This window comes from Rhodanobacteraceae bacterium, from assembly GCA_024234055.1.
Lineage (GTDB): Bacteria > Pseudomonadota > Gammaproteobacteria > Xanthomonadales > SZUA-5 > JADKFD01.
The window spans coordinates 141,452-166,162 of record JACKOW010000004.1; the positions used below are offsets into that span (position 1 = coordinate 141,452).

The 24,711-nt window shown below is 63.6% G+C and carries 22 protein-coding genes; 9 read left to right on the forward strand and 13 right to left on the reverse strand.

What is annotated here, in order from left to right; genetic code table 11:
- Positions 1-7 precede the first annotated feature (7 nt).
- On the reverse strand, positions 8-859 hold the full coding sequence (gene folD, locus H7A19_09880) for a bifunctional methylenetetrahydrofolate dehydrogenase/methenyltetrahydrofolate cyclohydrolase FolD (GenBank protein ID MCP5475130.1): 852 nt from the start codon (positions 857-859) through the stop codon (positions 8-10).
- A gap of 196 nt (positions 860-1,055) precedes the next feature.
- Between folD and H7A19_09885 the strand changes: the two genes are divergently transcribed.
- From H7A19_09885 to H7A19_09895, 3 genes are all read left to right on the forward strand, one after another.
- A complete protein-coding gene (locus H7A19_09885) occupies positions 1,056-1,391 on the forward strand; it encodes a DUF1244 domain-containing protein (protein ID MCP5475131.1) in 336 nt (111 codons plus the stop codon).
- Positions 1,392-1,483: 92 nt separating this feature from the next.
- Positions 1,484-2,017 (forward strand): DUF4124 domain-containing protein, encoded by a 534-nt coding sequence (locus H7A19_09890; GenBank protein MCP5475132.1) that lies wholly within the window; start codon positions 1,484-1,486, stop codon positions 2,015-2,017.
- Positions 2,018-2,294: 277 nt separating this feature from the next.
- Entirely contained in the window at positions 2,295-2,957 is a 663-nt protein-coding gene (locus H7A19_09895; protein MCP5475133.1) for an SAM-dependent methyltransferase, read from the forward strand.
- A 333-nt stretch (positions 2,958-3,290) separates the two neighbouring features.
- Here the strand turns inward: H7A19_09895 and moeB are convergent, their stop codons facing one another.
- The 9 genes from moeB to ndk form a co-directional block, all read right to left on the reverse strand.
- The gene (moeB, locus tag H7A19_09900) at positions 3,291-4,436 is read right to left on the reverse strand and encodes a molybdopterin-synthase adenylyltransferase MoeB (protein ID MCP5475134.1); all 1,146 of its coding nucleotides are present in this window, start codon (positions 4,434-4,436) and stop codon (positions 3,291-3,293) included.
- Between the two features lie 17 nt (positions 4,437-4,453).
- Positions 4,454-5,731 carry a molybdopterin molybdotransferase MoeA gene (locus tag H7A19_09905; protein MCP5475135.1) on the reverse strand — a complete coding sequence of 426 codons (1,278 nt, stop codon included), beginning with the start codon at positions 5,729-5,731 and terminating at the stop codon, positions 4,454-4,456.
- A gap of 109 nt (positions 5,732-5,840) precedes the next feature.
- Positions 5,841-7,229: a ribosome biogenesis GTPase Der gene (gene der / locus H7A19_09910; GenBank protein MCP5475136.1), complete on the reverse strand. Its 1,389-nt coding sequence runs from the start codon at positions 7,227-7,229 to the stop codon at positions 5,841-5,843.
- A 49-nt stretch (positions 7,230-7,278) separates the two neighbouring features.
- Positions 7,279-8,433 carry an outer membrane protein assembly factor BamB gene (gene bamB / locus H7A19_09915; GenBank protein MCP5475137.1) on the reverse strand — a complete coding sequence of 385 codons (1,155 nt, stop codon included), beginning with the start codon at positions 8,431-8,433 and terminating at the stop codon, positions 7,279-7,281.
- Complete coding sequence (locus tag H7A19_09920; protein MCP5475138.1) at positions 8,433-9,101, reverse strand: tetratricopeptide repeat protein; 669 nt, start codon at positions 9,099-9,101, stop codon at positions 8,433-8,435. The genes bamB and H7A19_09920 overlap by 1 nt, the downstream gene beginning before the upstream one ends.
- Positions 9,102-9,153: 52 nt before the next feature.
- Positions 9,154-10,089, reverse strand: coding sequence for a DUF4115 domain-containing protein (locus H7A19_09925; GenBank protein ID MCP5475139.1), 936 nt, complete (start codon positions 10,087-10,089; stop codon positions 9,154-9,156).
- A 14-nt stretch (positions 10,090-10,103) separates the two neighbouring features.
- Positions 10,104-10,871, reverse strand: a complete 768-nt coding sequence (gene pilW, locus H7A19_09930; protein MCP5475140.1) for a type IV pilus biogenesis/stability protein PilW — start codon at positions 10,869-10,871, stop codon at positions 10,104-10,106.
- The gene (rlmN, locus tag H7A19_09935) at positions 10,868-11,959 is read right to left on the reverse strand and encodes a 23S rRNA (adenine(2503)-C(2))-methyltransferase RlmN (protein ID MCP5475141.1); all 1,092 of its coding nucleotides are present in this window, start codon (positions 11,957-11,959) and stop codon (positions 10,868-10,870) included. Before rlmN ends, pilW begins: the two co-directional genes overlap by 4 nt.
- A 53-nt stretch (positions 11,960-12,012) precedes the next feature.
- A complete protein-coding gene (gene ndk / locus H7A19_09940) occupies positions 12,013-12,438 on the reverse strand; it encodes a nucleoside-diphosphate kinase (protein ID MCP5475142.1) in 426 nt (141 codons plus the stop codon).
- A gap of 342 nt (positions 12,439-12,780) precedes the next feature.
- Between ndk and H7A19_09945 the strand changes: the two genes are divergently transcribed.
- The gene (locus H7A19_09945; GenBank protein ID MCP5475143.1) at positions 12,781-15,156 is read left to right on the forward strand and encodes a 3-hydroxyacyl-CoA dehydrogenase/enoyl-CoA hydratase family protein; all 2,376 of its coding nucleotides are present in this window, start codon (positions 12,781-12,783) and stop codon (positions 15,154-15,156) included.
- Positions 15,157-15,318: 162 nt separating this feature from the next.
- Positions 15,319-16,515 (forward strand): acetyl-CoA C-acyltransferase, encoded by a 1,197-nt coding sequence (locus H7A19_09950; protein MCP5475144.1) that lies wholly within the window; start codon positions 15,319-15,321, stop codon positions 16,513-16,515.
- Between the two features lie 347 nt (positions 16,516-16,862).
- On the opposite strand, the gene H7A19_09955 is transcribed toward H7A19_09950, so the two are convergent.
- The gene (locus H7A19_09955; GenBank protein MCP5475145.1) at positions 16,863-17,246 is read right to left on the reverse strand and encodes a MotA/TolQ/ExbB proton channel family protein; all 384 of its coding nucleotides are present in this window, start codon (positions 17,244-17,246) and stop codon (positions 16,863-16,865) included.
- Positions 17,247-17,760: 514 nt separating this feature from the next.
- Here H7A19_09955 and H7A19_09960 point away from each other — a divergent pair.
- Complete coding sequence (locus tag H7A19_09960; protein ID MCP5475146.1) at positions 17,761-19,779, forward strand: NADPH-dependent 2,4-dienoyl-CoA reductase; 2,019 nt, start codon at positions 17,761-17,763, stop codon at positions 19,777-19,779.
- A 205-nt stretch (positions 19,780-19,984) separates the two neighbouring features.
- Here the strand turns inward: H7A19_09960 and H7A19_09965 are convergent, their stop codons facing one another.
- Entirely contained in the window at positions 19,985-21,064 is a 1,080-nt protein-coding gene (locus H7A19_09965) for a DUF2157 domain-containing protein (protein ID MCP5475147.1), read from the reverse strand.
- Between the two features lie 190 nt (positions 21,065-21,254).
- On the opposite strand from H7A19_09965, the gene H7A19_09970 reads away from it, so the two are divergent.
- The gene (locus H7A19_09970) at positions 21,255-22,658 is read left to right on the forward strand and encodes a M28 family peptidase (protein MCP5475148.1); all 1,404 of its coding nucleotides are present in this window, start codon (positions 21,255-21,257) and stop codon (positions 22,656-22,658) included.
- Here the strand turns inward: H7A19_09970 and H7A19_09975 are convergent, their stop codons facing one another.
- On the reverse strand, positions 22,659-23,486 hold the full coding sequence (locus H7A19_09975; protein ID MCP5475149.1) for a hypothetical protein: 828 nt from the start codon (positions 23,484-23,486) through the stop codon (positions 22,659-22,661).
- A gap of 213 nt (positions 23,487-23,699) precedes the next feature.
- On the opposite strand from H7A19_09975, the gene H7A19_09980 reads away from it, so the two are divergent.
- Both H7A19_09980 and H7A19_09985 read left to right on the forward strand, forming a co-directional pair.
- Positions 23,700-24,050 (forward strand): nuclear transport factor 2 family protein, encoded by a 351-nt coding sequence (locus tag H7A19_09980; GenBank protein MCP5475150.1) that lies wholly within the window; start codon positions 23,700-23,702, stop codon positions 24,048-24,050.
- An 80-nt stretch (positions 24,051-24,130) separates the two neighbouring features.
- Positions 24,131-24,691, forward strand: a complete 561-nt coding sequence (locus H7A19_09985) for a hypothetical protein (GenBank protein ID MCP5475151.1) — start codon at positions 24,131-24,133, stop codon at positions 24,689-24,691.
- The last annotated feature ends 20 nt before the right edge of the window (positions 24,692-24,711 follow it).

The following is a 24,711-nucleotide window of genomic DNA, read 5'->3' on the forward strand; positions in this document are numbered from 1 at the left end:
ATTACGATCAGGCGAACAACTCGCATGCTTCCAGGGTGTTCTGCAACAGGGTGGCCACCGTCATCGGGCCTACGCCACCCGGCACGGGCGTGATCCAGGACGCGCGCTCGGCGGCCGCGACCTGGCCCACATCTCCCACCAGGCTTCCGTCCGGCTGGCGATTGATGCCGACATCGATGACCACAGCCCCGGGTTTGATCCAGTGGCCATCGACGATCCCGGGCCGCCCTACCGCCACCACCAGCAGATCCGCGCGCTCGACATGCTGTCGCAGATCGGCCGTGAAGCGATGCGCCGCCGTGACCGTGGCCCCGGCCAGCAGCAGTTCCAGCACCATGGGTCGCCCGACATGATTGGAGACCCCCACCACCAGCGCATCCCGACCGCGGACCGGCTTGTCGGTATGCGCCAGCAAGGTCATGACGCCTTTGGGCGTGCACGGCCGCAACCCGGGCTCGCGTTGTGCCAATCGACCAACGTTCTCGGGATGGAAACCATCGACATCCTTGCGCGGAGAAATCCGCTGGATCACCCTGCGCGAGTCGATCTGAGGCGGCAACGGCAGCTGTACCAGAATCCCGTGGATGTCCGCTGCCGTGTTCAGCTGATCGATCAAGGCCAGCAACTCGGTCTCGCTGGTGCTCGCCGGCAGATCGAAATCACGGGTGATGAAGCCCGCCCGCTCGCAGGCCCGTCGCTTGTTGCGTACATATACCTGGGACGCGGGATTCTCACCCACCAGCACGACGGCGAGGCCGGGTGCGCCCTGTCCCGCGCGCAGTCGATCGCGCACTCGCAGGCGTATGCCCTCGATCAGCTCATCGGCGATTCGCTTGCCATCCAACAACTCGGCGACCATGCCCACCTGCTCGAACTCCGACCAATGACGGTCGGGCAATGACGAAAGACCGCGGATTATGCCCTGAGCAGCCGCGACTGAGCCTGAAAACCTGATGACGTCTGCCCGCAGGATTCGCGTCCATGGAATCCGGTTCCCATGAGGTCCCGCAGGCTGTTAGCTTGTCGACTGAGGTCTGACCATGGAGGAAGCCAGCATGGCCTGCAATGAACCAGAAGCACCGCCCGCCCGAAGCACCGAGAACGATGCCCTGGAGGCGGCGGCTTTTCGCAAGCTCCTGGCGCATCTGCGCCAACGCACCGACGTTCAGAACATTGATCTGATGATCCTGGCGGGCTTCTGCCGCAACTGTCTGGCCGACTGGTACCAGGAGGCGGCAGCGCAGAGCGGCCTTGCCATCGACAAGGAGCAGGCACGCGAGCATGTCTACGGCATGCCGATGGCTGAATGGAAAACTCGCCATCAGTTGCCAGCAACGCCAGAGCAGATGGCGCGTTTCGACGCCGCCATGCGCGCCCATCCGAAAACCTGAATGCTGTATCCGAACCCTCCCGGCACGCTGGTCTATCCCGCGGACGCCCAGGAATTGACATGCGCCGGAACCAGATTCGTCGACTGCGGACCATGACCAGTGTGACCTGTGGAGCTCAAGCATCAGCGCTGTGCACCCTTCTGCTACTCGGCGCTTCAACCGCATGGGCGGGCAACATCCAGAAATGCGTGAATGCAGATGGCCAGGTGAGCTACTCCGACAAGCCCTGCCTGACCACAGAAGAGTCCGAAACCGTCAGTATCCGGCGAGATCCACAAAGCGATCTGCGGTGGCCCACACCAACAGTGATGGAGCCTTGGAAGAAGGAATGTGCAGCCGCCAGGCAGGCCCTGCGCGAGCAAACAGTGCCCTTGAGCGAACTCGAGCATCTGCGGGAAAAGGTCAGGGTCTGCCTGCAGCTGGAAATCCTTGATGGCCAGCGCGAAGCCGAGCTCGCGGCCAAAGCGGAAGCCGAGGAGCGGCGACAGGAAATTGCACGCATGAGCCCGGAATGCCAGGCGCGCTATGGAGAACTGATCACTCTGCAAACGACCATGGAGGCGCCGGACGAAATCAAGCGCTACATTCGCCTCAGTGACAAGTACCAGAGCGACTGCAAGCATTGAGCCCGGACATCCGTGCCATTGAGCGCGGCGGTCAACATGACCCACGACGGCTGACCGTGCCGCGACGTGAGTCCCCTGCCCCCTGCTTGATTCGCGAATCAGCGCTCCGACAGCAACCATCGGGCGTCGGCTGAAAGACCGGCATGTTCGCGCACTTCAGACTGAAAGGCGCTACAGTGGCAACGTCTCGCCTGCCCGGACCCTGATCTCGGTCCGAATCGCTTCCTCACTGCGCTCGCCTCTGGTCGGAGGCGACGCCCTACCCGGAAGCTCTGCCGTGCCCGGTTATCGAACCCAGATCTCCCAAGTTGCCCTGTGCGGGCACGTGTACCAGATTCGTGGCCTCAGCGATCGATCGCAGTACGCGGATCCCCAGGGACACGCAGACCGAGCCGGCATTTCCTCGGCCCAATGGGGCTTGTTCGGGCAGATCTGGCCCGCCGGCCGGGTGCTGGCCGAATCCTTGTGCAGCATGGACCTGTCAGGCCGGCGCATCCTCGAACTGGGCTGCGGGTTGGCCCTGTCCAGCCTGATGCTGGCCCGGCGCGGCGCCGACATCACCGCCAGCGACAACCACCCGCTGGCCGAGCAGTTTCTGGCCTACAACGCCGGCCTCAACCAGCTACCGATGCCGGTCTATCGCGACCTGCCCTGGCTGGACAGCGGCGCCGAACTCGGTCAGTTCGACTTGATCCTCGGCAGCGACATCCTCTACGAGCGCGAGCACGCCGCCATCCTCGCGGCCCTGTTGCAGCGGATGAGCACGGCAACGGCCGAGATCATCATCAGCGACCCCGGCCGCGGCAACGGTGGCCGACTGATCACCGCCCTCGCCGCCGTGGGCTTCGGCGTCATTGAAACCCGGATGGCCTTCAGCGCCGATGACAGCGCACCATTCAAGGGTCGCTTGCTGCATTTCCGGCGTCCGGCGGTCTGCTGAGGTCGTGTCTCAACGACGGCATGGCATGAAATCGCTGGCTGGAGAAGGATCGCGGCCAGAAGCGGAACGCGGAGAAAGACCAGAGCGAACCCTCGAACGTTGATCGCCGCTCGATGTGTATCGCCCTGAATCGCAATCCTTCCCAGGCCAGACTGTGCGTGGCACCGTGGATCTGAGGGTAGTGATCGCGATGCAAGGGCGCTCCTACACAGGCGACCGGCATTTCTCCGTGTTTCCTCAGCGTTCTCCGCGTTCCGCTTCCGGCAACAGTCTAGCTGCAGTCAGCGGCATTGGCGGTCGCGCCGCAAGGGCGCTCCTACGGTTGCACGGGCTTCAGCCGCCGGCGCAGAACTGGGCGTAGTCGACGTAGCCGGGAAACGGCCGGCCGGGGGCACAAATGGCGCATTCGCGATCAGCCGGCAGCTTGAGTTCGCGGAAGTCCATCGCCAGCGCATCGAACAACAGCAATCGACCGATCAAGGGCTGGCCGATGCCCAGCAGCAGTTTCAAGGCCTCATTGGCCTGCAGCAGGCCGATGATCCCGGGAACCACCCCAAGCACGCCGACCTCTGCGCAGTTGGGCGCCTGGTCCGGTGCTGGCGGCTCGGGAAACAGGCAGCGATAGCAGGGAGCGGTGCCGCGCGCTGATCCTGGATGAAAGACGCTGACCTGACCGCTGAAGCGTTCGACCGCGCCATAGACCAGCGGCAGCGAATGCTTGATCGCGGCATCGCTGAGCAGATAGCGGGTGGGCAGATTGTCGCTGCCATCGACGATCAGCCCACAGCCTGCCAGCAACCCATCGACATTGCCGCTGTGAACACGCTCGTGGACCGCCTCGATCCGGATGTCCGGATTCAATGCCGACAGCGTCTCCACTGCCGACTGGACCTTGGACCGGCCCACCCGTGCGGTGGTGTGCAGCACCTGTCGCTGCAGATTGCTCAGGTCCACCTGATCGTCGTCGACCACCCGCAGACTGCCGACGCCAGCGGCAGCGAGATACAGGGCCGCGGGCGAGCCCAGACCTCCGGCTCCCACCATCAGCACCTGCGATTGGCGCAAGCGCAACTGCCCCGCCTGGCCGATCTCCGGCAACACCATCTGCCGGGCGTAACGGCGCTGCCACACCGGGTCCAAGGTTTCCGGCACGGCGACCGGCAATCCGGCGGCTTGCCAGGCACGAAATCCGCCCTCGACCACGGTCACATGGCGATAACCCAGACGATTCAGTGTCTCGGCACAGAGCAAGGCTCTCGCACCTGCAGCGCACAGCAGGAGCACTTCGTCCTCGGTCCGCGGCAGCGCCGCTTCGACCTGAAATTCGAGCTGGCTGCGGGACAGTTTGAGGGCATCCACGGGACTGCCCTCTGCCCATTCCGGCGCCTCGCGCACATCGAGCAGAATCGCCCCGGACTGCTGCCGCTGCCGCGCCTCGCGCACATCCACGTGCGGCGTTGCTGCCCGCAACTCGCGCATCCAGCGCTCGCGGGCGCTCACAGGCGCACCTCGGTCTCCGGGCGAGCAAACAAGGGTTCGACGTCCACCAGCGCACCGGCCGCGAGTTCGACCTCGGCTTCAGGCAGACACAAGAGCACGCTGGCCTGCAACAGGGCCACGCTGCGATGGGATTCCTGTCCGCTGAGGGGCCGCACCCAGAGTTGCCCTTGGGAATCGATGTTGTGGATACCGCGGAGAAACTCGGCCCGCTGGTGGGTCTTGCGCAAGGGCACCAACAGCCGCGCCTTCCAGCGCAAGGGTTCGACCGGCGCCAGTCCCTGCAGGGCAGACAACGCGGCGCGCACCAGCACGCGGAAGGTGGCAAATACCGACACCGGATTTCCAGGCAGTGCCAACACCGGTTTGCCGGCCAGTTCACCAAACAGCGCCGGCATGCCCGGTTTCATCCGGACCTTCCAGAAATGCACGCTGCCATGCTCGGCCAGCAGGCTGGGCAGATGATCGTGATCTCCCACCGAGGCACCACCGGTGGTCAAAACCAGATCAGCCGCCGCTGCGGCGCGGCGCAATGCGTGCAGCAGACGCTGCGGATCGTCCGCCGTTGCCTGCGTCGCCGGCAGCGGATAGCCACCGGCATCGAGTATCAACGCATGCAACAGCGCCGAGTTGCTGTCGTAGATCTGCCCCGGCCCCAAGGCCTGGCCAGGTAGCGCCAGTTCATCACCGGTGGTGAGGATGGCTACCCGCGGTCGAGCCAGCACGCGCAGTTCCTGCCGACCAGCCGTGGCCGCCAGTGCCAGGGCTCGAGCGCCGAGCACCCGTCCGCGACTCAGCAGCAAGGCGCCCGCGGCGCATTCCTCACCCGCCTTGCGCACATTGGCGCCCACCGTTGGCAGCGGCCGCAGGCGCACCTGTTCTCCGCTGCGCTGCGCGTCTTCCTGGATGACCACCGTGTCGGCATCCGCCGGCATGGCAGCGCCGGTGGAAATGCGCACGCATTGCCCCGGTGCCAATCGACCAGTGAAACGCAATCCCGCCCGACTTTCGCCGACACACTGCAGCACGGCGTCGGAACTCGCCGACAGATCGGCATGACGAAAGGCAAAGCCATCCATGGCCGAATTGGCAAAGGGTGGCAGCGAGTGCGGACTGCAGAGATCTTCAGCCAGTATCCGCCCCAGGGCATTGTCCAGAGCTACCCGCTCTATCGATGGCGAGGCGTTCATCAAGGCCGCCGACACGGCCACCCGGGCATCACCCACGCTGACGCGCATCGGCACGCCACGACTGCTCAACAGTTCCTCAACACTCATGCTGGATGCCAATGCGCGACTGCTCCTCGAACGAGCATAGGGTTGCCGTGCGGTCACCGCCAGTCCAGGCTGCAGCGGTCTGGTTGCTGCAATCGCGCCAGTGGCGTCCTCAGCCGCGCTTGGCGTGGCTGACGAGGCGCTTGCGCTTCTTGACCTGGCGTTCGGTCAAGGGATTGACCTTGCCGGCGAAAGGATTCGACCCTTCCCGAAATTCTAGCGCCAGCGGCGTACCGACCAGCTTGAATTTTTGCCGCAGGGTGTTCTCGAGGTAGCGTTTGTAGTCATCGGTGAGACTGCTCAAGCGGTTGCCGTGAATGATCACCCGTGGCGGATTGCGCCCGCCCTGATGGGCGTAGCGCATCTTCGAAACCCGACCGCGAACCATCGGCGGATGATGCTTCTCGAAGGCCTGACTGAGCGCCTTGGTCAACTCGGCGGCGGTGAACTCGCGGGTGGCGGACCGATGGGCCTGATGCACAGCCTTCAACAATTCGCCGAGTCCGGATCCGTGCAAGGCCGAGATCGGTATGCGTTTGGCGAAGTTGACGAAGCCCAGCCCCCAGTCCAGGCGTGAATTCACCTGGGTGCGTTCGCGCACGCTCAATCCATCCCACTTGTTGACCGCCAGCACCAGCCCGCGTCCGCCGTTGACGACTTCACCGAGGATGTGGGCATCCTGATCAGCGAAACCCTGCTGTGCATCCAGCATCAGGATCACCACATGAGCTTCTTCGGCGGCCTGCAAGGCCTTGATGACACTGAATTTTTCTACACCGTCCCCGACACGGGCCTTGCGTCGGATTCCGGCAGTATCGATCAGCACATAGCGCTTGCCATCGCGTTCCAGCGGTATCCGCACCGCATCACGGGTGGTGCCGGGCAGATCCATGGCCAACACCCGATCCTCACCCAGCAGGCGGTTGACGAGGGTCGACTTGCCGACATTCGGGCGACCGAGGATGGCGATGCGGATGGCGCCGTCGTCGAGGGACTCGGCTTCCTCGGTGGCCGGCAACTGGGCTAGCAGATGCTCCACCAGATCGGTGATGCCCTGATTGTGCGCCGCCGAAATCAGCAGCATCGAGGCGATGCCGAGCCGCGAAAACTCGGCTTGCGCGGTGTATTCCTGGATACCGTCGATCTTGTTGACGACCAGCATCATCGGTCGCCCGGTGGCACGGATGCGCTTCGCGATTTCGATATCGTCGGGATGCAGGCCGTCTCGGGCATCGACCACCAGACAGACCAGATCCGACTCTTCAATCGCCTGCCACGATTGCGCCGACATGCCCTTCGCAAGCAGATCCTCGTTTTCCGTCAGGCCAGCGGTATCGACCACCAGAAACGGGCGCTCGGCGCGGCGACACACGCCAAACAGGCGATCGCGAGTGACCCCGGGCATGTTCGAGACGATGGCGTCTCGGGTCTTGGTCAGCGAATTGTAGATCGTGGACTTGCCGACGTTCGGGCGACCAACCAAAGCAACAACGGGAAGCATGTTCGGACGCCTCGGAGTGCACGGTCGCCGGAGCGGCGACCGCGGTCAATCAGTTGCGAAGTCGGAAAGCGCCGACCGATCCGTCGCGGTTCTGCGCATAGAGCGTGTCGTCAACCACCACCAGACCGTCGCCAAAACCGCCATCACCCAGACGCGTGCGCACGGCCAGTTCGCCATCTGCCCGCTTGAACCAGTGCAGATAGCCTTCGAGATCGCCGACGACCACATAGTCGCCCATCAGCACGGGAGCCGACAGCATGCGATGCAGCAAGACCTCGTTCTTCCACAGGGCGCCGCCGCTGCGGCGATCCAGCGCCCAGACGGCGCCGTCGGAGGCGGCAATGAACACCCCGTCGCTACCCGCTGCCAGTCCGGACACCGAAGACATGTCGCGCTGCCACAGGGTGCGTCCGGCATCGGCGGTCAGCGCCTGGGCGCCGGACTCGTAGCCGACCACGAACAGATCGCCGTTCAACAGCACCATGCGGCCGTCGATATCGATCATGCGCTCGAGATCGGTACGGCCTTCGCCGACACCGATACGCTGCTCCCAGATAGGGCGCCCGTCCGACAGGGCCAACGCAGTCACGGTGCCGTTAGCTCCAGCGACGATCACCGAGTTCGAGGTCAGGATGGGCGCTGCATTGCCGCGCAGACTGAGCAGGGGCACCCCGCGATCGACTGCCCAGATCTGGCTGCCGTCGCTGGCCTTGAGGGCATGAGTGCGGCCGTCATTGGCCATGGCGACAACCGTATCGGTAGACACCACCGGCGCCGAGATCACCTCGGACGACATCCGCGCGCGCCAGTTTTCCAGACCGGTTTCAGCGTCGACGGCAATCAGCGCGCCTTCGATGGTGCCAGCGACTACCAGGGACCCATTGGTACCCGGACCGCCACTGAAGGACTCGTACTTTTTCGACCACAACCGACGGCCGCTGGAGGCATCATGGGCCACGATGTCGCCATCCGGGCCAGCAAAGAAAACCCTGCCACCGCCAACCGCCGGTACCAGTCCGGCGCCAAGTTCTGCAGCACCACCACCCACCGAGGATGACCAGAGTTTCTGAACCACCGCGGAGGGCGCGAATTCGGTCAGGGGCGTGGGTGGCTCGATGTTCTCCTTCTTGGCACTGTCACCGCCGCAGGCTCCAAGCAAGCCCACCGCTGCCACCAGCAACCACTGTCGGGCAGAGTTAGGCATCAACCTTGCTCCGCAGCCACGGGTGCCGGCGCTCCACCGGCAGCCAGATCATCGCGCTTGGCTTCCACCATCTTGCGCTGCTGAGCCGCGACATCCATGGCAGCCAGGGACGCATCGTAGGCCTTGCGCGCTTCCTCGCTCTTGCCCAGCGCCACCAGCGCGTCACCACGGATCAACTCGCGCTCAGCGGTATAGGCCTCTGCGCTCACCGGCTTCAGGGCATCCAGCGCCTTCTGTGCCTCACCACGGGTCAGCAGGACACGCGCCAGGCGCATCGCGGCAATCGCGCGCAAAGGCTCTGAACCCGCTTCGGCGCTGACAAAACGCAGGGAGGACTCAGCCTCCGGCAGCTTGCCAGCCTTGACCTCTTGCTCGGCCATTTCCATGGCCGCCAAGGCGGCGTGAGGCGTATCACTGAAGTTCTTGCGCAGGTCCTCGGCAAGGCTGGCGGCCAGCTCGGTGTCTTCCTTGTCTACCGCCGACCGCAGATCCTCGTACTTGACGAAGGCTTCGGCACGGTGGCTGACGCCAGACAGCTGATAACGCTGCCAGCCGAGCAACACGGCGATACCCAGCAGTACGCCGATGACGATGGAACTGCCGTTCTGTTGCAACCATTGCCGGGCGCGCTCGCTTTGTTCGTGCGCATCAATGATGTCGTCAGCCATTTATCTGATTCCGATTCGTTGATTGGGTCAGCCGTTTCCGGCCAGATACTAATTACTCAGCCGTCGCCGGCGACCACTCGCCGTCGCTCTCGGCAACCGCGAATCGTGCAACATTGCCACGGGTGTATTGCTCCAGTTCCACGTCCTTGCCACCCACGTCAGCGCGCACACCGCGGGCGTTGCCGATCAGCACCGAGAATGGCGCGCCGTCGCTGAATGAACGCTTTTCGCCCGCACGAATGACCTCATAGGCCAGTTTCTTGCCGGACTGATCGCGAATTTCGACCCAGCTGTCCTGCGTGAAATTCAATGACAGCACCGATGCGGCGCTGACACTGGCCTCGGTCGGGCTCGAGCTGCCCACGCGAAATGGATTCAGCGAAGCCATCACCGGCAACTCATCAGTGGCCGCTTCGGAGTCTGTTTGGGCCAGCGGCCCCAACGGCTCGCCTGCCGGCTCTGCCTGGCTCGCGGCGGGTTTCGCCGCACTGGCTGCAGCTTCTGCGGGCGCCGTCTGATCCGGCGTCTCCAGTGCAATCGGTCCTGATTTGGTCGGCTCGGGAAAGCCCAGCTGCGGGGTGTTGCTGACCAGCCAGTGGACGGCGGTCAGCGCCAGCGCCGTTCCCACGACGTAGCTCGCCGCCCATTTGTAACGCTCCAGCCAGGACACGCGTCGGGCCACGGCACCGGCGGCCGGCATGATGGCCGGTACGCTGGCAGCACTGGACGCGGCAATGGCCTGCTCGGCCCAGTCTTCCGGCAGTTGCACCAGCTTCAGATAGCTGCGAAGAAAACCCTTGAGGTAGACCGCAGTTCCAATGCGTTCACTGCGACCCGCTTCCAGGTCAGCGACGGTAGCGAGGGGCAGATGCAGCTTCTGTGCTACATCGTCCAGCGACAGCGCCGACTCGGTCCTCGCCTGCTGCAGGCGCTGTCCAAGTTCCACCAGATCCAGCAGGGCGCCGGAATGTGCGCTGCTTCCATTCATGCTCTGCTCCTGCGTCATTGACCCTGCTCCAGCAACTGCGCTTCCTGGGAGCGCGGAAAACTGCTGGTCAGGCGTCTGCGATAGTCTTCGGCGCTGCGCTTGTCGCCCAGCGCTGTTTCAATTTGATAGCCGAGATACAGCGCCTCAGGACTCCCCGGTTGAGCCGCCTCGTAGCGTTGCATGAAGGCCCTTGCGCGGAGGAAATCACCGCGGGCGTGCAGTACCGAAGCCATCGGCAACAGCGCCCCCGGATAGTCGGCCTTGCGGGCCAGGGCATCGCGCAGATAGGTCTCGGCCAGTTCCAGGTTGCCCGAATCCTTGGCGCAGATGCCGGCGTTGGCCAGGGCCACTTCGGGAGTCTTGTAGTAAGGATCCGACAGGGCCTGCCGGAACATGCTCTCGGCTTCCGAATAGCGCCCGCGGCGGCACAGGAAACTGGCGAAGTTGTTGCTCATGTCGCCATCCTTGGGCTTGATCTCCACGGCCCGGCGATAGTGCAGTTCGGCCTGCACGAAATCACTGATGGTCTCGTTGAGAAAGCCCGAGACCGTGTGTGCCTGGGCCGAATAGGGATCCAGCTCCAGCGCTCGCGCCAGCTTGTCGCGCGCCACTTCCAGGCTGCCGCGCTTGAGGTACTCCTGGGCCAGCTGCACCTGCAACTCGGCGGCACGCTTGTTCTTGTCCGACCTTGAGCCCGCATAGCCATTGCCGCCGGCTCCGGCACAGGCGCCCAGCGCAACCAATACGACCAGAATCACGAGCTTGCGACCGAGCGACCTCATGCGGTTGCCCCGGCATCAGCCAGCGCGACGGCGGCACGGTGTTGGCCACTGCGGCGAGTGCGATCAAGCACATTGCCTACCAGTTGCCCGCAGGCTGCATCGATGTCATCCCCGCGGGTACGCCGCACCGTCGCAATCAAACCTGCTTCCATGACGATGGTCTGGAACTGGCGGATGGTCTCTTCATCGGAGCGCTCATAGCGGGTTCCGGGGAAGGGATTGAAGGGAATCAGATTGAGCTTGCTGGGCAGGCGCCGAAGCAGCTTGACCAGCGCGCGCGCATGCTCGGGACGATCGTTGATGCCCTTCATCAGCGTGTATTCGAAGGTCACGTTGGCGCGCGGCCGCGTTTCCAGATAGCGCTGGCAAGCGGCCATCAGTTCCGCGATCGGATACTTCTTGTTCAGCGGCACCAGCTGCTCACGGAGTTCATCGGTGGGCGCGTGCAGGCTGACCGCCAGACTGACATCGCAAACCTCGGAGAGCTTGTCGATGCCCGGCACCAGGCCTGCGGTGCTCAACGTGACCCGCTTGTTGGCCAATCCGAAGGCGAAATCATCGCGCATCAGATTCATCGCCGGGACCACATTGTCGAAATTCAGCAGCGGCTCGCCCATGCCCATCATGACCACATTGGTCAGTCGACGGTTGTCCTTGGCATCGTGCCCCAGTGCCTGCGCCGCGACCCAGACCTGACCAATGATCTCGGCCGTGGACAGATTGCGGTTGAAGCCCTGCGTGGCGGTGGAACAGAAGGTGCAGTTCAACGAGCAGCCCACCTGCGAGGACACACACAGCGTGCCGCGGGTGGGCTCGGGAATGTAGACGGTTTCGACCGCATTGCCGCCATCCAGCTCGATCAGCCACTTGGTGGTGCCATCGCTGCTGACCTTTTGGAACAGCACCTTGGGCGGGCGAATCACCGCCGTGGCCTCGAGTTTGGCACGCAATTTCTTGCCGACATCGGTCATGCCGAGGAAGTCGGTCACGCCGTGGTGGTAAATCCATTTCAGCAGCTGATGGGCGCGATAGCGCTTTTCGCCGATGGACTCGAAGTAGTCTTCGAGTCCATGGCGATCGAGGTTCATCAGATTAATCAGTGGCGCTGCTTGTTCCACCTTGACCTCGGTTGTGCCAACGATCAGCGTGAGCTGATGTCGGTTGAAGCAAAGAAATAGGCGATCTCGACGGCGGCCGTCTCCGGCGCATCGGAACCGTGCACCGCATTGGCATCGATGGAATCGGCGAAATCGGCACGGATGGTGCCCGGTGCTGCCTTCTTCGGATCGGTCGCGCCCATCAGGTCGCGATGGGCGGCGATGGCGTTCTCGCCTTCCAGCGCGGTGATCATCACCGGGCCGGAGATCATGAACTTGACCAGATCGTTGAAGAAACCGCGCTCGCGATGCACCGCGTAGAAGCCCTCGGCCTCACGCTGCGAGAGCTGCTTCATCTTTGCAGCAATGATCTTCAGACCGGCTTTTTCAAAGCGGGAATAGATTTCTCCGATCACGTTCTTGGCAACGGCATCGGGTTTGATGATCGATAGGGTGCGCTCAAGCGCCATGGTGACGACTCCATGTCAGGTGGACGAGGGGGATCTCCGCCGCACATCCGGTTGGGAAACATCGGAAGATTACCACGGAAAGCCGCGCAGAATCGCGGACTTGTGGGGCGAAACTGCGGTGGAGTCTACCGAATTGCCGGCTTACGCGGCAACGCAGCAAAGTGGAGCATTCACTCCACAGCCATAAAGGCAGCGAGCATGGCACGCGTTGCCCGCCACCATACGCGGGCGTATAGTCTTGCGGTCTTCGCTGGCGCTGACTGGACCTCGACGGCACTGAGGTCAGTATTGGCGCTATCGTCGCAACTCATCCCCCGCTTTCTTCAAGCTTTCGAGGTGCACATGCCTGAGAACAAGCTTCTCGTCCGCAAGGCCGCCGTACTCGGCGCCGGCGTGATGGGCGCGCAGATCGCCGCTCATCTGGTCAACTCCGGCGTTCCCGCCGTGTTGTTCGAACTGCCTGCCAAGGAGGGACCGCGCAACGCACTGGTCGACAAGGCCATCGCCGGCCTCACCAAGCTCAGCCCCTCGCCACTGGGCACCAAGAGCGTCGCCGGAGAGATCGTCGGCGCCAACTATGACGATCACCTGGAATTGCTGCGCGACTGCGACCTGATCATCGAAGCCGTCGCCGAACGCATGGACATCAAGCACTCGCTGTACGCGAAGATCGCGCCCTACATCAGCGACAACGCCATTCTCGCCAGCAACACCTCGGGCCTGTCGATCACCAAGCTCTCCGAGGGGCTGCCGGAGAATCTGAAGCCTCGCTTCTGCGGCATCCATTTCTTCAATCCGCCGCGTTACATGTTCCTGGTCGAGCTGATTCCGACGGCGACCACCGATGCGGCGACCATGGACCGCCTGGAGTCCTACGTCACCACCACGCTGGGCAAGCGCGTGGTCCGCGCCAAGGACACGCCCAACTTCATCGGCAACCGCATCGGCGTTTTCTCGATTGCGGCCACCATGCATCACACCCAGGCCTTCGGTCTGGGCTTCGATACCGTGGATGCACTGACCGGCCCGTTGATCGGTCGGCCGAAGAGCGCCACCTATCGCACCAGTGACGTGGTCGGCCTCGACACCATGGCCCACGTCATCAAGACCATGGATGACACCCTGCCGGAAGATCCCTGGCACCGCTACTTCAAGGCGCCGGACTGGCTCAAGGGCCTGATCGAGAAGGGCGCGCTCGGGCAGAAGACCGGCGCCGGCTTCTTCCGCAAGAACGGCAAGGTCATCGAAGCGCTGGATCTGGCCACGATGGATTACAAGCCAGCCAATTCCGAGGCCAGCGCTGCCGCCGAAGGCGCGCTGCGCCAGAAGGGCTGGTCGGCCAGACTGGCGGCGCTGCGCGCCTCTGACGATCCGCAGGCGCAGTTCATGTGGGCCTGCTTCCGCGATGTCTTCCACTACTGCGCCTACCAGCTGGAAAGCATCGCCGACAACGCCCGCGATGTCGATTTCGCCATCCGCTGGGGTTACGGCTGGGATCAGGGTCCGTTCGAGATCTGGCAGCAGGCTGGCTGGCTGCAGGTCGCCAACTGGATCCAGGAAGACATCGCCGCCGGCAAGACCATGAGCGATGCGGCTCTGCCGGCCTGGGTGTTCGAAGTGGGCGATGCCGGCGTGCACGCCAAGACCGGCTCCTACGCGCCCAGCGACAAGTCCTACCGTCCGCGCTCGGCGCTGCCGGTGTATCAGCGCCAATATTTCCCGGATGCGATCTACACCGAAGAGTTTGATCAGGGCACGACCATCTTCGAGACCGATGGCGTGCGCCTGTGGCATCAGGGTGACGACATCGCCATCCTGAGCTTCAAGAGCAAGATGAACACCATCGGCGCGGCCGTGCTCGAGGGCGTCAACCGCGCTGTAGACGAGGCCGAGCGCAACTACAAGGCGCTGGTGATCTGGCAGACCAGAGAGCCGTTCTCGGCCGGCGCCGATCTGAAAGACGCCTTGCCCGTGGTCGCTGCCGGCAAATGGGACGAGTTCGAGCAGATCGTCGCCAGCTTCCAGGCGGCCAGCCAGCGCATCAAGTACTCGCTGGTGCCGGTGGTCTCCGCAGTGCGCGGGATGGCCTTCGGCGGCGGTTGCGAGTTCCAGATGCATTCCGCCAGGACCGTGTTCGCACTGGAAAGCTATGTGGGTCTGGTCGAGGCCGGCGTGGGCCTGTTGCCGGCCGGCGGCGGCCTCAAGGAAATCGCGCTGCGCTCCTGGCAGAACGCCGTGGGTGGCGATGTCTTCGGACAGATTCAGACCTACTTCGAGACCATCGCCATGGCCAAGGTGGCCACCAGTGCGCTGGAAGCCAAGGAACTCAAGTTGGCACGGCCCAATGATGTGGTCATCACCAACAAGGACGAGTTGCTCTACGTGGCCAAGAACGAGGCCCGCGCGCTCGCCGAGACCGGCTACCGTCCACCGTTGCCGCCCCGCGCCATCAAGGTCGCCGGCGATGTCGGCATCGCCACCATCCGCGCCCTGCTGACCAACATGCTGGCCGGCGGATTCGTTTCCGAGCACGACGTCGAAGTCGCCACGCGCATCGCCACCGTGATGTGCGGCGGCGAGATCGAACGCGGCTCCGAAGTCGACGAGGAATGGCTGCTCAACCTGGAACGCAAGCATTTTGTCGCTCTGGCGCAGATGCCGAAGACCCAGGCGCGCATTGCCTACACGATGCAGAACGGCAAGCCCCTTAGAAACTAGTAAAACGTGAAACGTAAAACGTAAAACAGAACAGCGAAAAACGGTCCGGCGCCTCAGCGAGCGCAGCGAGCCGTTGACGTTTGACGTTTTACGTTTAACTTCAGCCCCAACAAACAAGCGCTCGGTTTGGCAGACCCGAACCGGCGCAACGGAGACCCAACCATGTCCCGCCAAATCCAAGACGCCTACATCGTGTCTGCCGTGCGTTCGCCGGTAGGCAAGGCACCGAAGGGAATGTTCCGCAACACCCGCCCGGATGATCTGCTCGCGCATGTGCTGCGCGGCGCGGTCGCTGCGGCGCCCGGAATCGACGTCAACCGCATCGATGACGCCATCATCGGCTGCGCCATGCCCGAAGGCGAGCAAGGCATGAACGTGGCCCGCATCGGCGTGCTGATGGCCGGTCTGCCCAACACGGTGGCAGCCATGACCATCAACCGCTTCTGCTCCTCGGGCTCGCAGGCCGTGGCCCTGGCCGCGGACCGCATCCGTCTGGGCGAATCTGATCTGATGCTGGCCGGCGGCACCGAGAGCATGTCGATGGTGCCGATGATGGGCAACCGTCCGGCCTTCAATCCGGCCTTTTTCAAGGATGACCACATCGCCATCGCCTACGGCATGGGCATCACCGCCGAGAACGTGGCTGACCAGTGGAAGGTCTCGCGCGAGGACCAGGACCAGTTTGCCTACGGCTCGCACCAGAAGGCCATCGCCGCCATCCAGGCCGGTCATTTCAACGACGAGATCCTGCCCTTCGTGCTCGATGATCACTATCCGGATCTGGCTTCGCGTGGTTTCAAGAACGACACCCGCAAGGTCGACACCGATGAAGGTCCGCGTCAGGACACCAACGTGGCCGCGCTGGCAAAGCTGCGCGCGGTGTTCAAGCAGGGCGGCAGTGTCACCGCCGGCAACTCCTCGCAGATGAGCGACGGCGCCGGCGCGGTGTTGCTGGCCAGCGAGCGTGCGATCAAGGAATTCGACCTGACTCCGCTGGCCCGTTGGGTGGGCTATTCGGTGGCCGGCGTCCCGCCGGAAATCATGGGTATCGGCCCCAAGGAAGCGATTCCCAAGGTCTGCCGCCAGACCGGCATCAACCTCAACAACATCGACTGGATCGAGTTGAACGAGGCCTTCGCCGCCCAGGCGCTGGCGGTGATGCGCGATTCCGGGCTGGATCCGAACAAGGTCAACCCGCTCGGCGGCGCCATCGCGCTGGGTCATCCGCTGGGCGCCACCGGCGCCATCCGCACCGCCACCGTGGTCCATGGCCTGCGCCGCACCCAGCAGAAGTACGGCATGGTCACCATGTGCATCGGCACCGGCATGGGCTTCGCCGGGATCCTGGAGCGGGTGTAGGGCTCGGGGGCACGGGGCACGGGGCAAGGGGCACGGGGCACGGGAAAGGCTCGCGCGTTTCGGCTCTGTGCAGGTCACGTTGCTCGCTGCAGGCGAGCTACGCGACCAAGCTCGCGGTCGTCGCGGAGAGCGTCATATAGGCCCGGCGGACCAACGCGACCCACGAATGAGCGCCTCGCAGCGCCTACATTTCGTGGCGCAATGGTTTTGCAGATCGCGCCGCAAGGGCGCTCCTACCGATCAAAAAGCGCGGGAGCCCAACCATCTGGCTCCCGCGAATAAAACCGTTGGGTCCTGCGTGACGTGTACTCGCAGGCTCTACCTTTTTCCCTTTTCTTTTCCCGCTCTCAGAGCACCACGCTGACCACCGCCAGCCCCAGGCACACGGCACCCAGAACGACCTTGAACGGACCGAGCTTCGCTGCTGATTGTTCGAGCTTGCGTGTGAACCCGTTGCTGCCAGCCAGGGTCTTGACGGTAGGCATGGCCAGAATCAATGACAGTGCGGTGATCGACAGCGCCGAAGCCAGCGCGATGATCATCATCACCGGCGCCGCAGACAGTGCGCCGATGGCGCTGATCCACTGGACCAGCATCAGCACACCCCAGACCAGACCCACCAGGCCGATCCAGCCACCCACACTCTCCAACTGCGCCAGAGGACCTGAGGCCTCCGGTTTGCGCTGACGCAACCACGAGGCGATACCCAGCAAGCCCAACGCGATCAACATGACCAATCCGACGATTCTCATCTGCTTCTCCCCACGGTGTGATGACTGCATGATGGATACGCAAAACGCCGGAGAATCAGGACACGCACAAAGCGGGTGTCGGTTGTAGGTGTCGGTGCCGGTAAAGCGGGTGTAGGTGGTTGGTGTTGGTTCCGGTAGAGCGGGTGCCAGTTGTTGGTCTTGGTGTCGGTTGGAGCACGGCCACCTGTCGGTCCAGATTTGTCGGGACGCTGCTGCTCGTCAAGAAGCTTGATTCTGCTGGAGTTTCACAGCTACCTGTCAGTCCGGACTTGGTTGATCGCTTTCGATCTTGTCTGATGGAAAAGCGTCCAGACAAGTCTGGACCTACAAAGCCGGCACTCGCCCTCACCTGCGCCAGCTTTACCGACACTGGCACCAACAAGCGGCACCCGCTCTGCCGGCACCAACAACCAACAACCGACACCAGCTCTTGCCTACTCGCCGCCTTCCGGGCAGGCTCCACACCATACTGACGCGTACGGAACTTGCACCCATGACCACCCCCTACCCGCACCTGCTGTCACCGCTGGATCTGGGCTTCACCACACTGCGCAATCGCGTGCTGATGGGCTCGATGCACACGGGGCTGGAGGATCGCGCCAAGGACTATGACAAGCTCGCGGCCTATTTTGGCGAGCGCGCCGCCGGCGGCGTGGCCCTGATCGTCACCGGCGGCATTGCACCGTCGATCCAGGGCTGGCTGGCACCCTTCGCCTCGAAGCTGTCCTGGCCCTGGGAAGTCAAGCGCCATCGCAAGGTGACCGCGGCCGTGCACGCCGAACAAGGCAAGATCTGCATGCAGATCCTGCATGCCGGTCGCTATGGCTATCACCCGCTGTCGGTGTCGGCCTCGCCGATCAAATCACCGATCACCCCGTTCCGCCCGCGCGAACTCAGCAGGAGCGGCGTCGAACACACCATCGAGGACTTCGTGCGCACCGCGGCCTATGCCCAGGAGGCCGGCTACGATGGCGTCGAAGTGATGGGATCTGAAGGCTATCTGATCAACCAGTTCCTGGTGAAACGCACCAACCAGCGCAGCGACGAATGGGGCGGCAGCTTCGAGAACCGGATGCGTTTTCCCACCGAGATCGTCCGCCGCATCCGTGCCAAGGTAGGCCCGAACTTCATCATCGTCTATCGATTGTCGATGCTGGACCTGGTGGAGGACGGCCAGACCTGGGAAGAAATCGTGCAGCTGGCCAAAGCCATCGAAGCCGCTGGCGCCACGCTGATCAACACCGGCATCGGCTGGCATGAAGCTCGCGTACCGACCATCGTCACCAGCGTGCCGCGCGCGGCCTTCGCCTTCGTCACCGAAAAGATGAAGCGTGAAGTCCGGATTCCGCTGGTTACCACCAACCGCATCAACATGCCGGATGTGGCCGAGAAAATCATCGCCAGCGGTCAGGCTGACATGGTCTCGATGGCGCGTCCGCTGCTGGCCGATGCTGCATGGGTCAACAAGGCCGCCGCCAACAAGGCCGAGGAGATCAATACCTGCATCGCCTGCAACCAGGCCTGCCTGGACCATGTCTTCGAGAACCGCCGCGCCTCATGCCTGGTCAATCCGCGCGCCTGCCACGAGACTGAAATCGTGGTGCGGCCAACGACGGCGCCCAGGAACTTTGCCGTCGTCGGCGCCGGCCCGGCGGGATTGGCGGCAGCCACCACTTTGGCCGAGCGCGGACACAAGGTCACTGTCTTCGATGCCGCAGCGGAGATCGGTGGCCAATTCAACATGGCCAAGAAGATTCCCGGCAAGGAAGAGTTCTACGAGACGCTGCGCTATTTCCGTGTGCGCATCGACAAGCTCGGCATCGATCTGCGCCTGAATACGCGCGCGGATGCAGGCGCCCTGAAGCACTTCGACGAGGTGATCGTGGCGACCGGCGTCACCCCGCGAATGCCGCCAATCCCCGGCATCGACAGCGCCAAGGCGCTGAGCTATGTGGACGTGCTGGCGGGCAACGCGCCGGTGGGTGAGCGTGTTGCCATCATCGGAGCGGGCGGCATCGGTTTCGACGTGGCCGAATTCCTCACCCACCAGGGCCACTCACCGACGCTGGATCCGCCGGCCTGGTACCGCCAGTGGGGCATCGACGCCACCTTGGAGAACCGTGGTGGCCTGGCCAAACCGGCCCCGGGCAAACCCGCCCGACAGGTCTATCTGCTGCAACGCACGGCCGGCAAGTTCGGGGATCGCCTCAACAAGACCTCGGGCTGGGTGCATCGCAGCACCCTTAAAATGGCCAAGGTCGAGATGATCGGCGGCGTCAGCTACGAAGGTATCGACGAGCGCGGCCTGAAGATTCGCACTGGCGAGGATGTGCGCACGCTGGAAGTCGACAACGTCATCATCTGCGCCGGCCAGGAATCCAATCGCAAGCTTTACGACGACCTGCTGGCGGCAGGCGCCAAGGCCCATGTCATCGGCGGCGCCCACACCGCCGGCGAACTCGACGCCAAGCGCGCCATTGATCAGGGAACACGGCTGGCGGTGACGCTCTGAGAGCTGGTTGTTGGTGGTTGGTTGTCGGCGAGAGCGGGTGTTGGTGATAGTGTCGGTGGAGCCCGGCTTGTGTAGGTCCAGACTTGCCTGGACGCTTCTGCTCCGGTTGATGGAGAAACGTCCAGACAAGTCTGGACCTACAACAGCAAGCGCCCGCGCAGGTCCTCGCCTGCGCCAGCTTTGACCGACAACCAACAACCAGCCCCTACCCTTCCCTGGCCTCGATCGCCCGCCGCAATGGCGCTGGCAGCCACCGGGACAAGGCCGCGTGCAGGGCAGCTTCGCGGCGGTTCCACCACAAGCCGGCGTAGACAATGCCGATGCCGAAACCGCCCAGCACCACGGTGAAGGCCAGGCTGTTCTGGAACACCGAATAGCTCAGGTGGCCGAGGTAGCCGATCACGCCGAAGGCACCGAAGACCACGAAGACCCGCCGGGCCAGGGCTGCACCGACCAAGATCAGGCCGATGTTGATCGCAAAATAGATCAGTTTTCCGAACTCGGACCCCGAATCCTGGGAACTGAGGCCGCCCCAGAAGGTGAGCACACCGACCACGTACAGCCAGAAGGCGAAATCACGGCGATCCCCCCGGGCCGAGGCCAGCGCGTATTGGCGCAGTTCGATCCAGAGCGCAATCCCGAGCATGATCGCGCCAAAAAGCATGGAGATGGTCGCCCGCAGCTTCCAGCCGGCTTCGCTGAACCAACCCTCGCTGTCCTGCGCCAGAAAGGCAGCGAAATCCATGCTCATGTACCACAGCGTCACTGCGATCGGCAGCATCGCGAAGGGCAAGCGGAAACGCCACAGTACGGCCGCGCCGGCCGCCAGCGTGGCGAACTCCATCATCAGCCAGCGCCAGTCGATCCAGTAGTGATAGTCGCGATAGCTCTGATCGCCTGTCCAGGCGCCACTGACATGTTGCAGCGCGAACACGACGATGGGCACCGCCGCGATCAGCAGCGCCGCCATCGTCCCCGCCGGAATCGGCTGCCGTTCGATCTCGATGAAACGCCGGGTCAGCGCATAGGACAGCAGCATCACGCCAATGCCGAAGATCAGCAGCGGCCAGGCGCCAAAGGCATCCCAGGCCAGGGTCACGAAAACCGAGATCGAGCCCAGCGCGATCAGTCCGCCGAAGTAGTACAGCAGATGTGCAAACTTGAAGCGCGGCACTTCGTGGGTGACGCCGCTCTGGGTGAGGAACGACCACAACGCCGCCGCCGCAGGCGCATCGATGACCCCGGCGACAACGGCCTCCTCCAGGCGTTGCTGATCCAATGACACGCGCATGGCAAGTCCTCTTCGATGGATAGCCCATCATCACCCAAAGTGGCTTCCCGAGCACGTTGACCGTCGAACTTGCACAAAGAAGACAGGATTCTTTTTCCAGGCGACTCCAGTACCAAATACACATGCCGCATGCGTCGCAAGCCGCTAGCCTCGGGCGCTCGTTCACGCCTGCGGAGCCCCGGCCATGCTGTCCCGACTGTTGCTGTTGATGTTGTGTTGCGGATCCGCCGTTGCCAGTCCCCTGACCGATGCCGACCTCAAGACTGCGCAGGAACTGCGGGACACCGCGCTCCGGGGCAGCGGTGCCTATGCCATTGTGGAAGCGCTGACGACCGAGGTCGGGCATCGCATGGCCGGTAGCGAGAACGACGCCAAGGGAGTGGCCTGGGCCGTCGCCAAGTTCAAGGAACTGGGCTACTCGCGGGTGTACACGCAGCCGGTCAGCTTTCCGGTGTGGGAACGTGGATTCGAGAGCGCCGGCATCCTCAGTCCTACGCCACAACCGCTGAACATCGCGGCGCTGGGCGGCAGCATCGGCACACCGCCCGAGGGCGTCAGCGGCGAGATCGTGCGCTTTGACGACGCGGCAGCGCTGCAGAGCGCGCCCGCCGGATCGTTGGCCGGAAAGATCGCCTACATCGCCTACCGCATGCAGCGTGCCAAGGACGGCAGTGGCTACGGCGCAGCCGTGATAGCCCGCGTATCCGGGGCGGTGTTTGCCGCTCGGGCCGGCGCAGTCGCCGTGCTGATCCGCTCGGTCGGCACCGATCAGGCCTCGATCACCCCGCATACGGGCGTGATGCGCTATGACAACATGCTCACCCGCATCCCCGCAGCGGCACTGGCCAATGCCGATGCCGATGCCCTCGAACAAGCCATGGCCGACGGCGAGCCGGTGACGGTGAGACTGGTGCTGGGCAGTCGCAATCGCACCGGCGAGTACACCTCGGCCAATGTCATCGGCGAGATCCCTGGCTCGGAATACCCTGACGAAGTCGTCGCCATTGGCGGCCATCTGGATTCCTGGGATCTGGGCACCGGCGCCATCGACGATGGAACTGGCGTGGCCATCACCATGGCAGCCGGTGCGCTGATCGGCAAACAGCCCATGCCACCGAAGCGCACCATCCGCGTGATCGCCTTCGCCAATGAGGAACAAGGCGTGTTCGGCGGCAAGGAATACGCGCGGGTGCACGCCGATCAGCTGCAGCAGCACATCATCGGCGGTGAATCCGATTTTGGCGCCGGCAAGATCTGGAAGTTTTCCAGCCGCGTCATCGACTCTGCGCTGCCGGTGGTCGATCAGATGTACAGCGTGCTGGCGCCGATGGGCATCGAGCGTGGCGACAACAATGGCAGCGGTGGCGCCGATTTCTCGGCCATGCGCGATCTGGGCATGCCGATCATGGATCTGAAACAGGACGGCACCGACTACTTCGACTATCACCACACCGCCGCCGACACCCTGGACAAGGTTGACGCCGCGAACCTGGATTTCAACGTGGCCGCCTATGCGGCACTGGCCTGGCTGGCAGCGCAGGCAGGCCCGGTCTTTGGGCCGGTTCCCGTGGATCCGCCAGCGCAATGATCAACGCTGGCTGACCGCGAAATCCCCGGTGGCGACGCGCCGTTCCAGCGTGGCAACGGCGCGTGGCGTCCACCACAGCGCGAACACGCCAAAGGCCAGGCGGGTCAGGAACAAGGCCGCAAACATCAGCGCCAGACCGGTCTGTCCCCAGTTCAGCGGCAGCCAGACCAGCACCAGCAAGCCTGCGTAAAGCACGGCCACACCGCCGGATTCGGCGAAGACCATGACTGAGCCAGGCGGCTCGCGTCTGGCGCGAAGGGCGCCGTGCAAACCGCCGATCAGACGTAGCACCAGATCCGCCAGCACCAGCCAGGCAAACCAGGGCTCTTCAATAACCGCGCGCACCGAAGCCTGGCCCAGTGGCTCCAGTGCCGCGACCGTCAGCACACACATGAACAGGCTGGATACGCTGCCGAAAAACACGATCACACCGGGGCCGGGCGCGTTTCCGCGCGGGTTGCGCATGCCCGTTCCATCTTCCAGGCCATCGGCGATCCCGAGCAACTCCCCGGCGGCGTGATCACGGGCGTGGCTCTCTCGCATCCAGGCTCCGATCAAGGGCAGACGCACCAGATCCACGATCACGGTAATCAGCGCATCGGTGAGCATGAACAGCAACATCGCCACCGGGGCCCAGCCAAAGACCAGCCACCCGAAGACCGGCGTCAGCCCGCTGAGGGCAATGCGGGTGGCGCGTGACCTGACTTCGGCCAGTCCGTAGTCGCGGTAATAGGCCACCGCCTCGGCGCCGTGCCTGCGCAGCTTGTCGATGTCGGCGGCGGAGATCTTGACACTGCTGGACTGGGCTGGACGTCGCTGGGCCGGCATGAGCACTTTCTCTGGAATCAAGCAGCAGAACACGAATAACCGTCAAACAAGACTGTCACCCTGATCAGACACCGTGCGTCTGCTCCCGCCAGCGTCATGGTCACCGACACCACCGCAGACACTGTGATCCAGGCGGACGTCGGTAATAGTCTAGTGTGCCTGGCAGCAAGCCACACGGGCGTCGCCCAACCTACCGACAAGAGGAATACAGCCATGAACACCCGCGAACTCGCCACCGCCTTCACCGACATGCTCAAGGCCGGCAACCATGAGGATGCCGTGCAGTTCAACTCGCCGGATATCGTCAGCATCGAAGCCATGGAAGGCCCGATGGCCGAGGTCCGGGGCACCGATGCGGTCAAGGCCAAATCGGACTGGTGGTACGGCGCCCACGAGGTACATTCGGTCGAGACCTTCGGCCCCTTCATCAATGGCGACCGTTTCGCCCTGCGCTTCTACATGGACGTCACCAACCGGGAATCCGGTCAGCGCATGCAGATGGAGGAAATCGGTCTCTACACCGTCAAGGACGGCAAGATCGTCGAGGAACGCTTCTTCTACTGATCTCCCCTGATATCCCGCGCAGCCCGGGCTTCTTCGTGCCCGGGCGAGGGACCACTTTGAAAGAGTCACCGCGAATTGCGATGGCAGGATTCGCTACGCTCGGCCTCTGTCTGCTGGGCGTGGCTGTCGCCGGCTCGCTTCAGGGGGAGCTCTGGCTACCTACGCGCGGCTTCCATGCGTTATTGGCGAGGGCCAGCAATCCACTGGCTTTCCACGCCCTGATCGGCTTCTATCTGCTGCTCGCAGGCGCATGTTTCTATCTGCTTGTCCTGCTGCTTGCCAGTCCCCGACCCGGCAGTCGAGCCCCAGTCACCGTCCAGAATTCCAAGCCGGCCACACCCATGAATATCGAAGCGCAGTTCTCGATCAGCCAGGACGGACGCGGCGGCAACATCACCGCCACGCTGGCCGATGGCAAGACCCATTCATTCTGGTGGGAATTCGGCGGTGGCGATTGCATCGCTTTCGTCGATGTTCCCGATCCGAGTCAATGGTCACGGATTTCCGCGCTGGCCGAACTGCCTCGCGCTCAGTTCCTGGAAGACATGGCCCGAGTTGTTGGCCAAAGAAAATGTCCGGGCGCTCATTACCGAATCGGTGATCGTTCCATCGAGTACTTCAGTCAGGCGCACGAAGGCTGAGATCCGAGTGTACAGTTTGA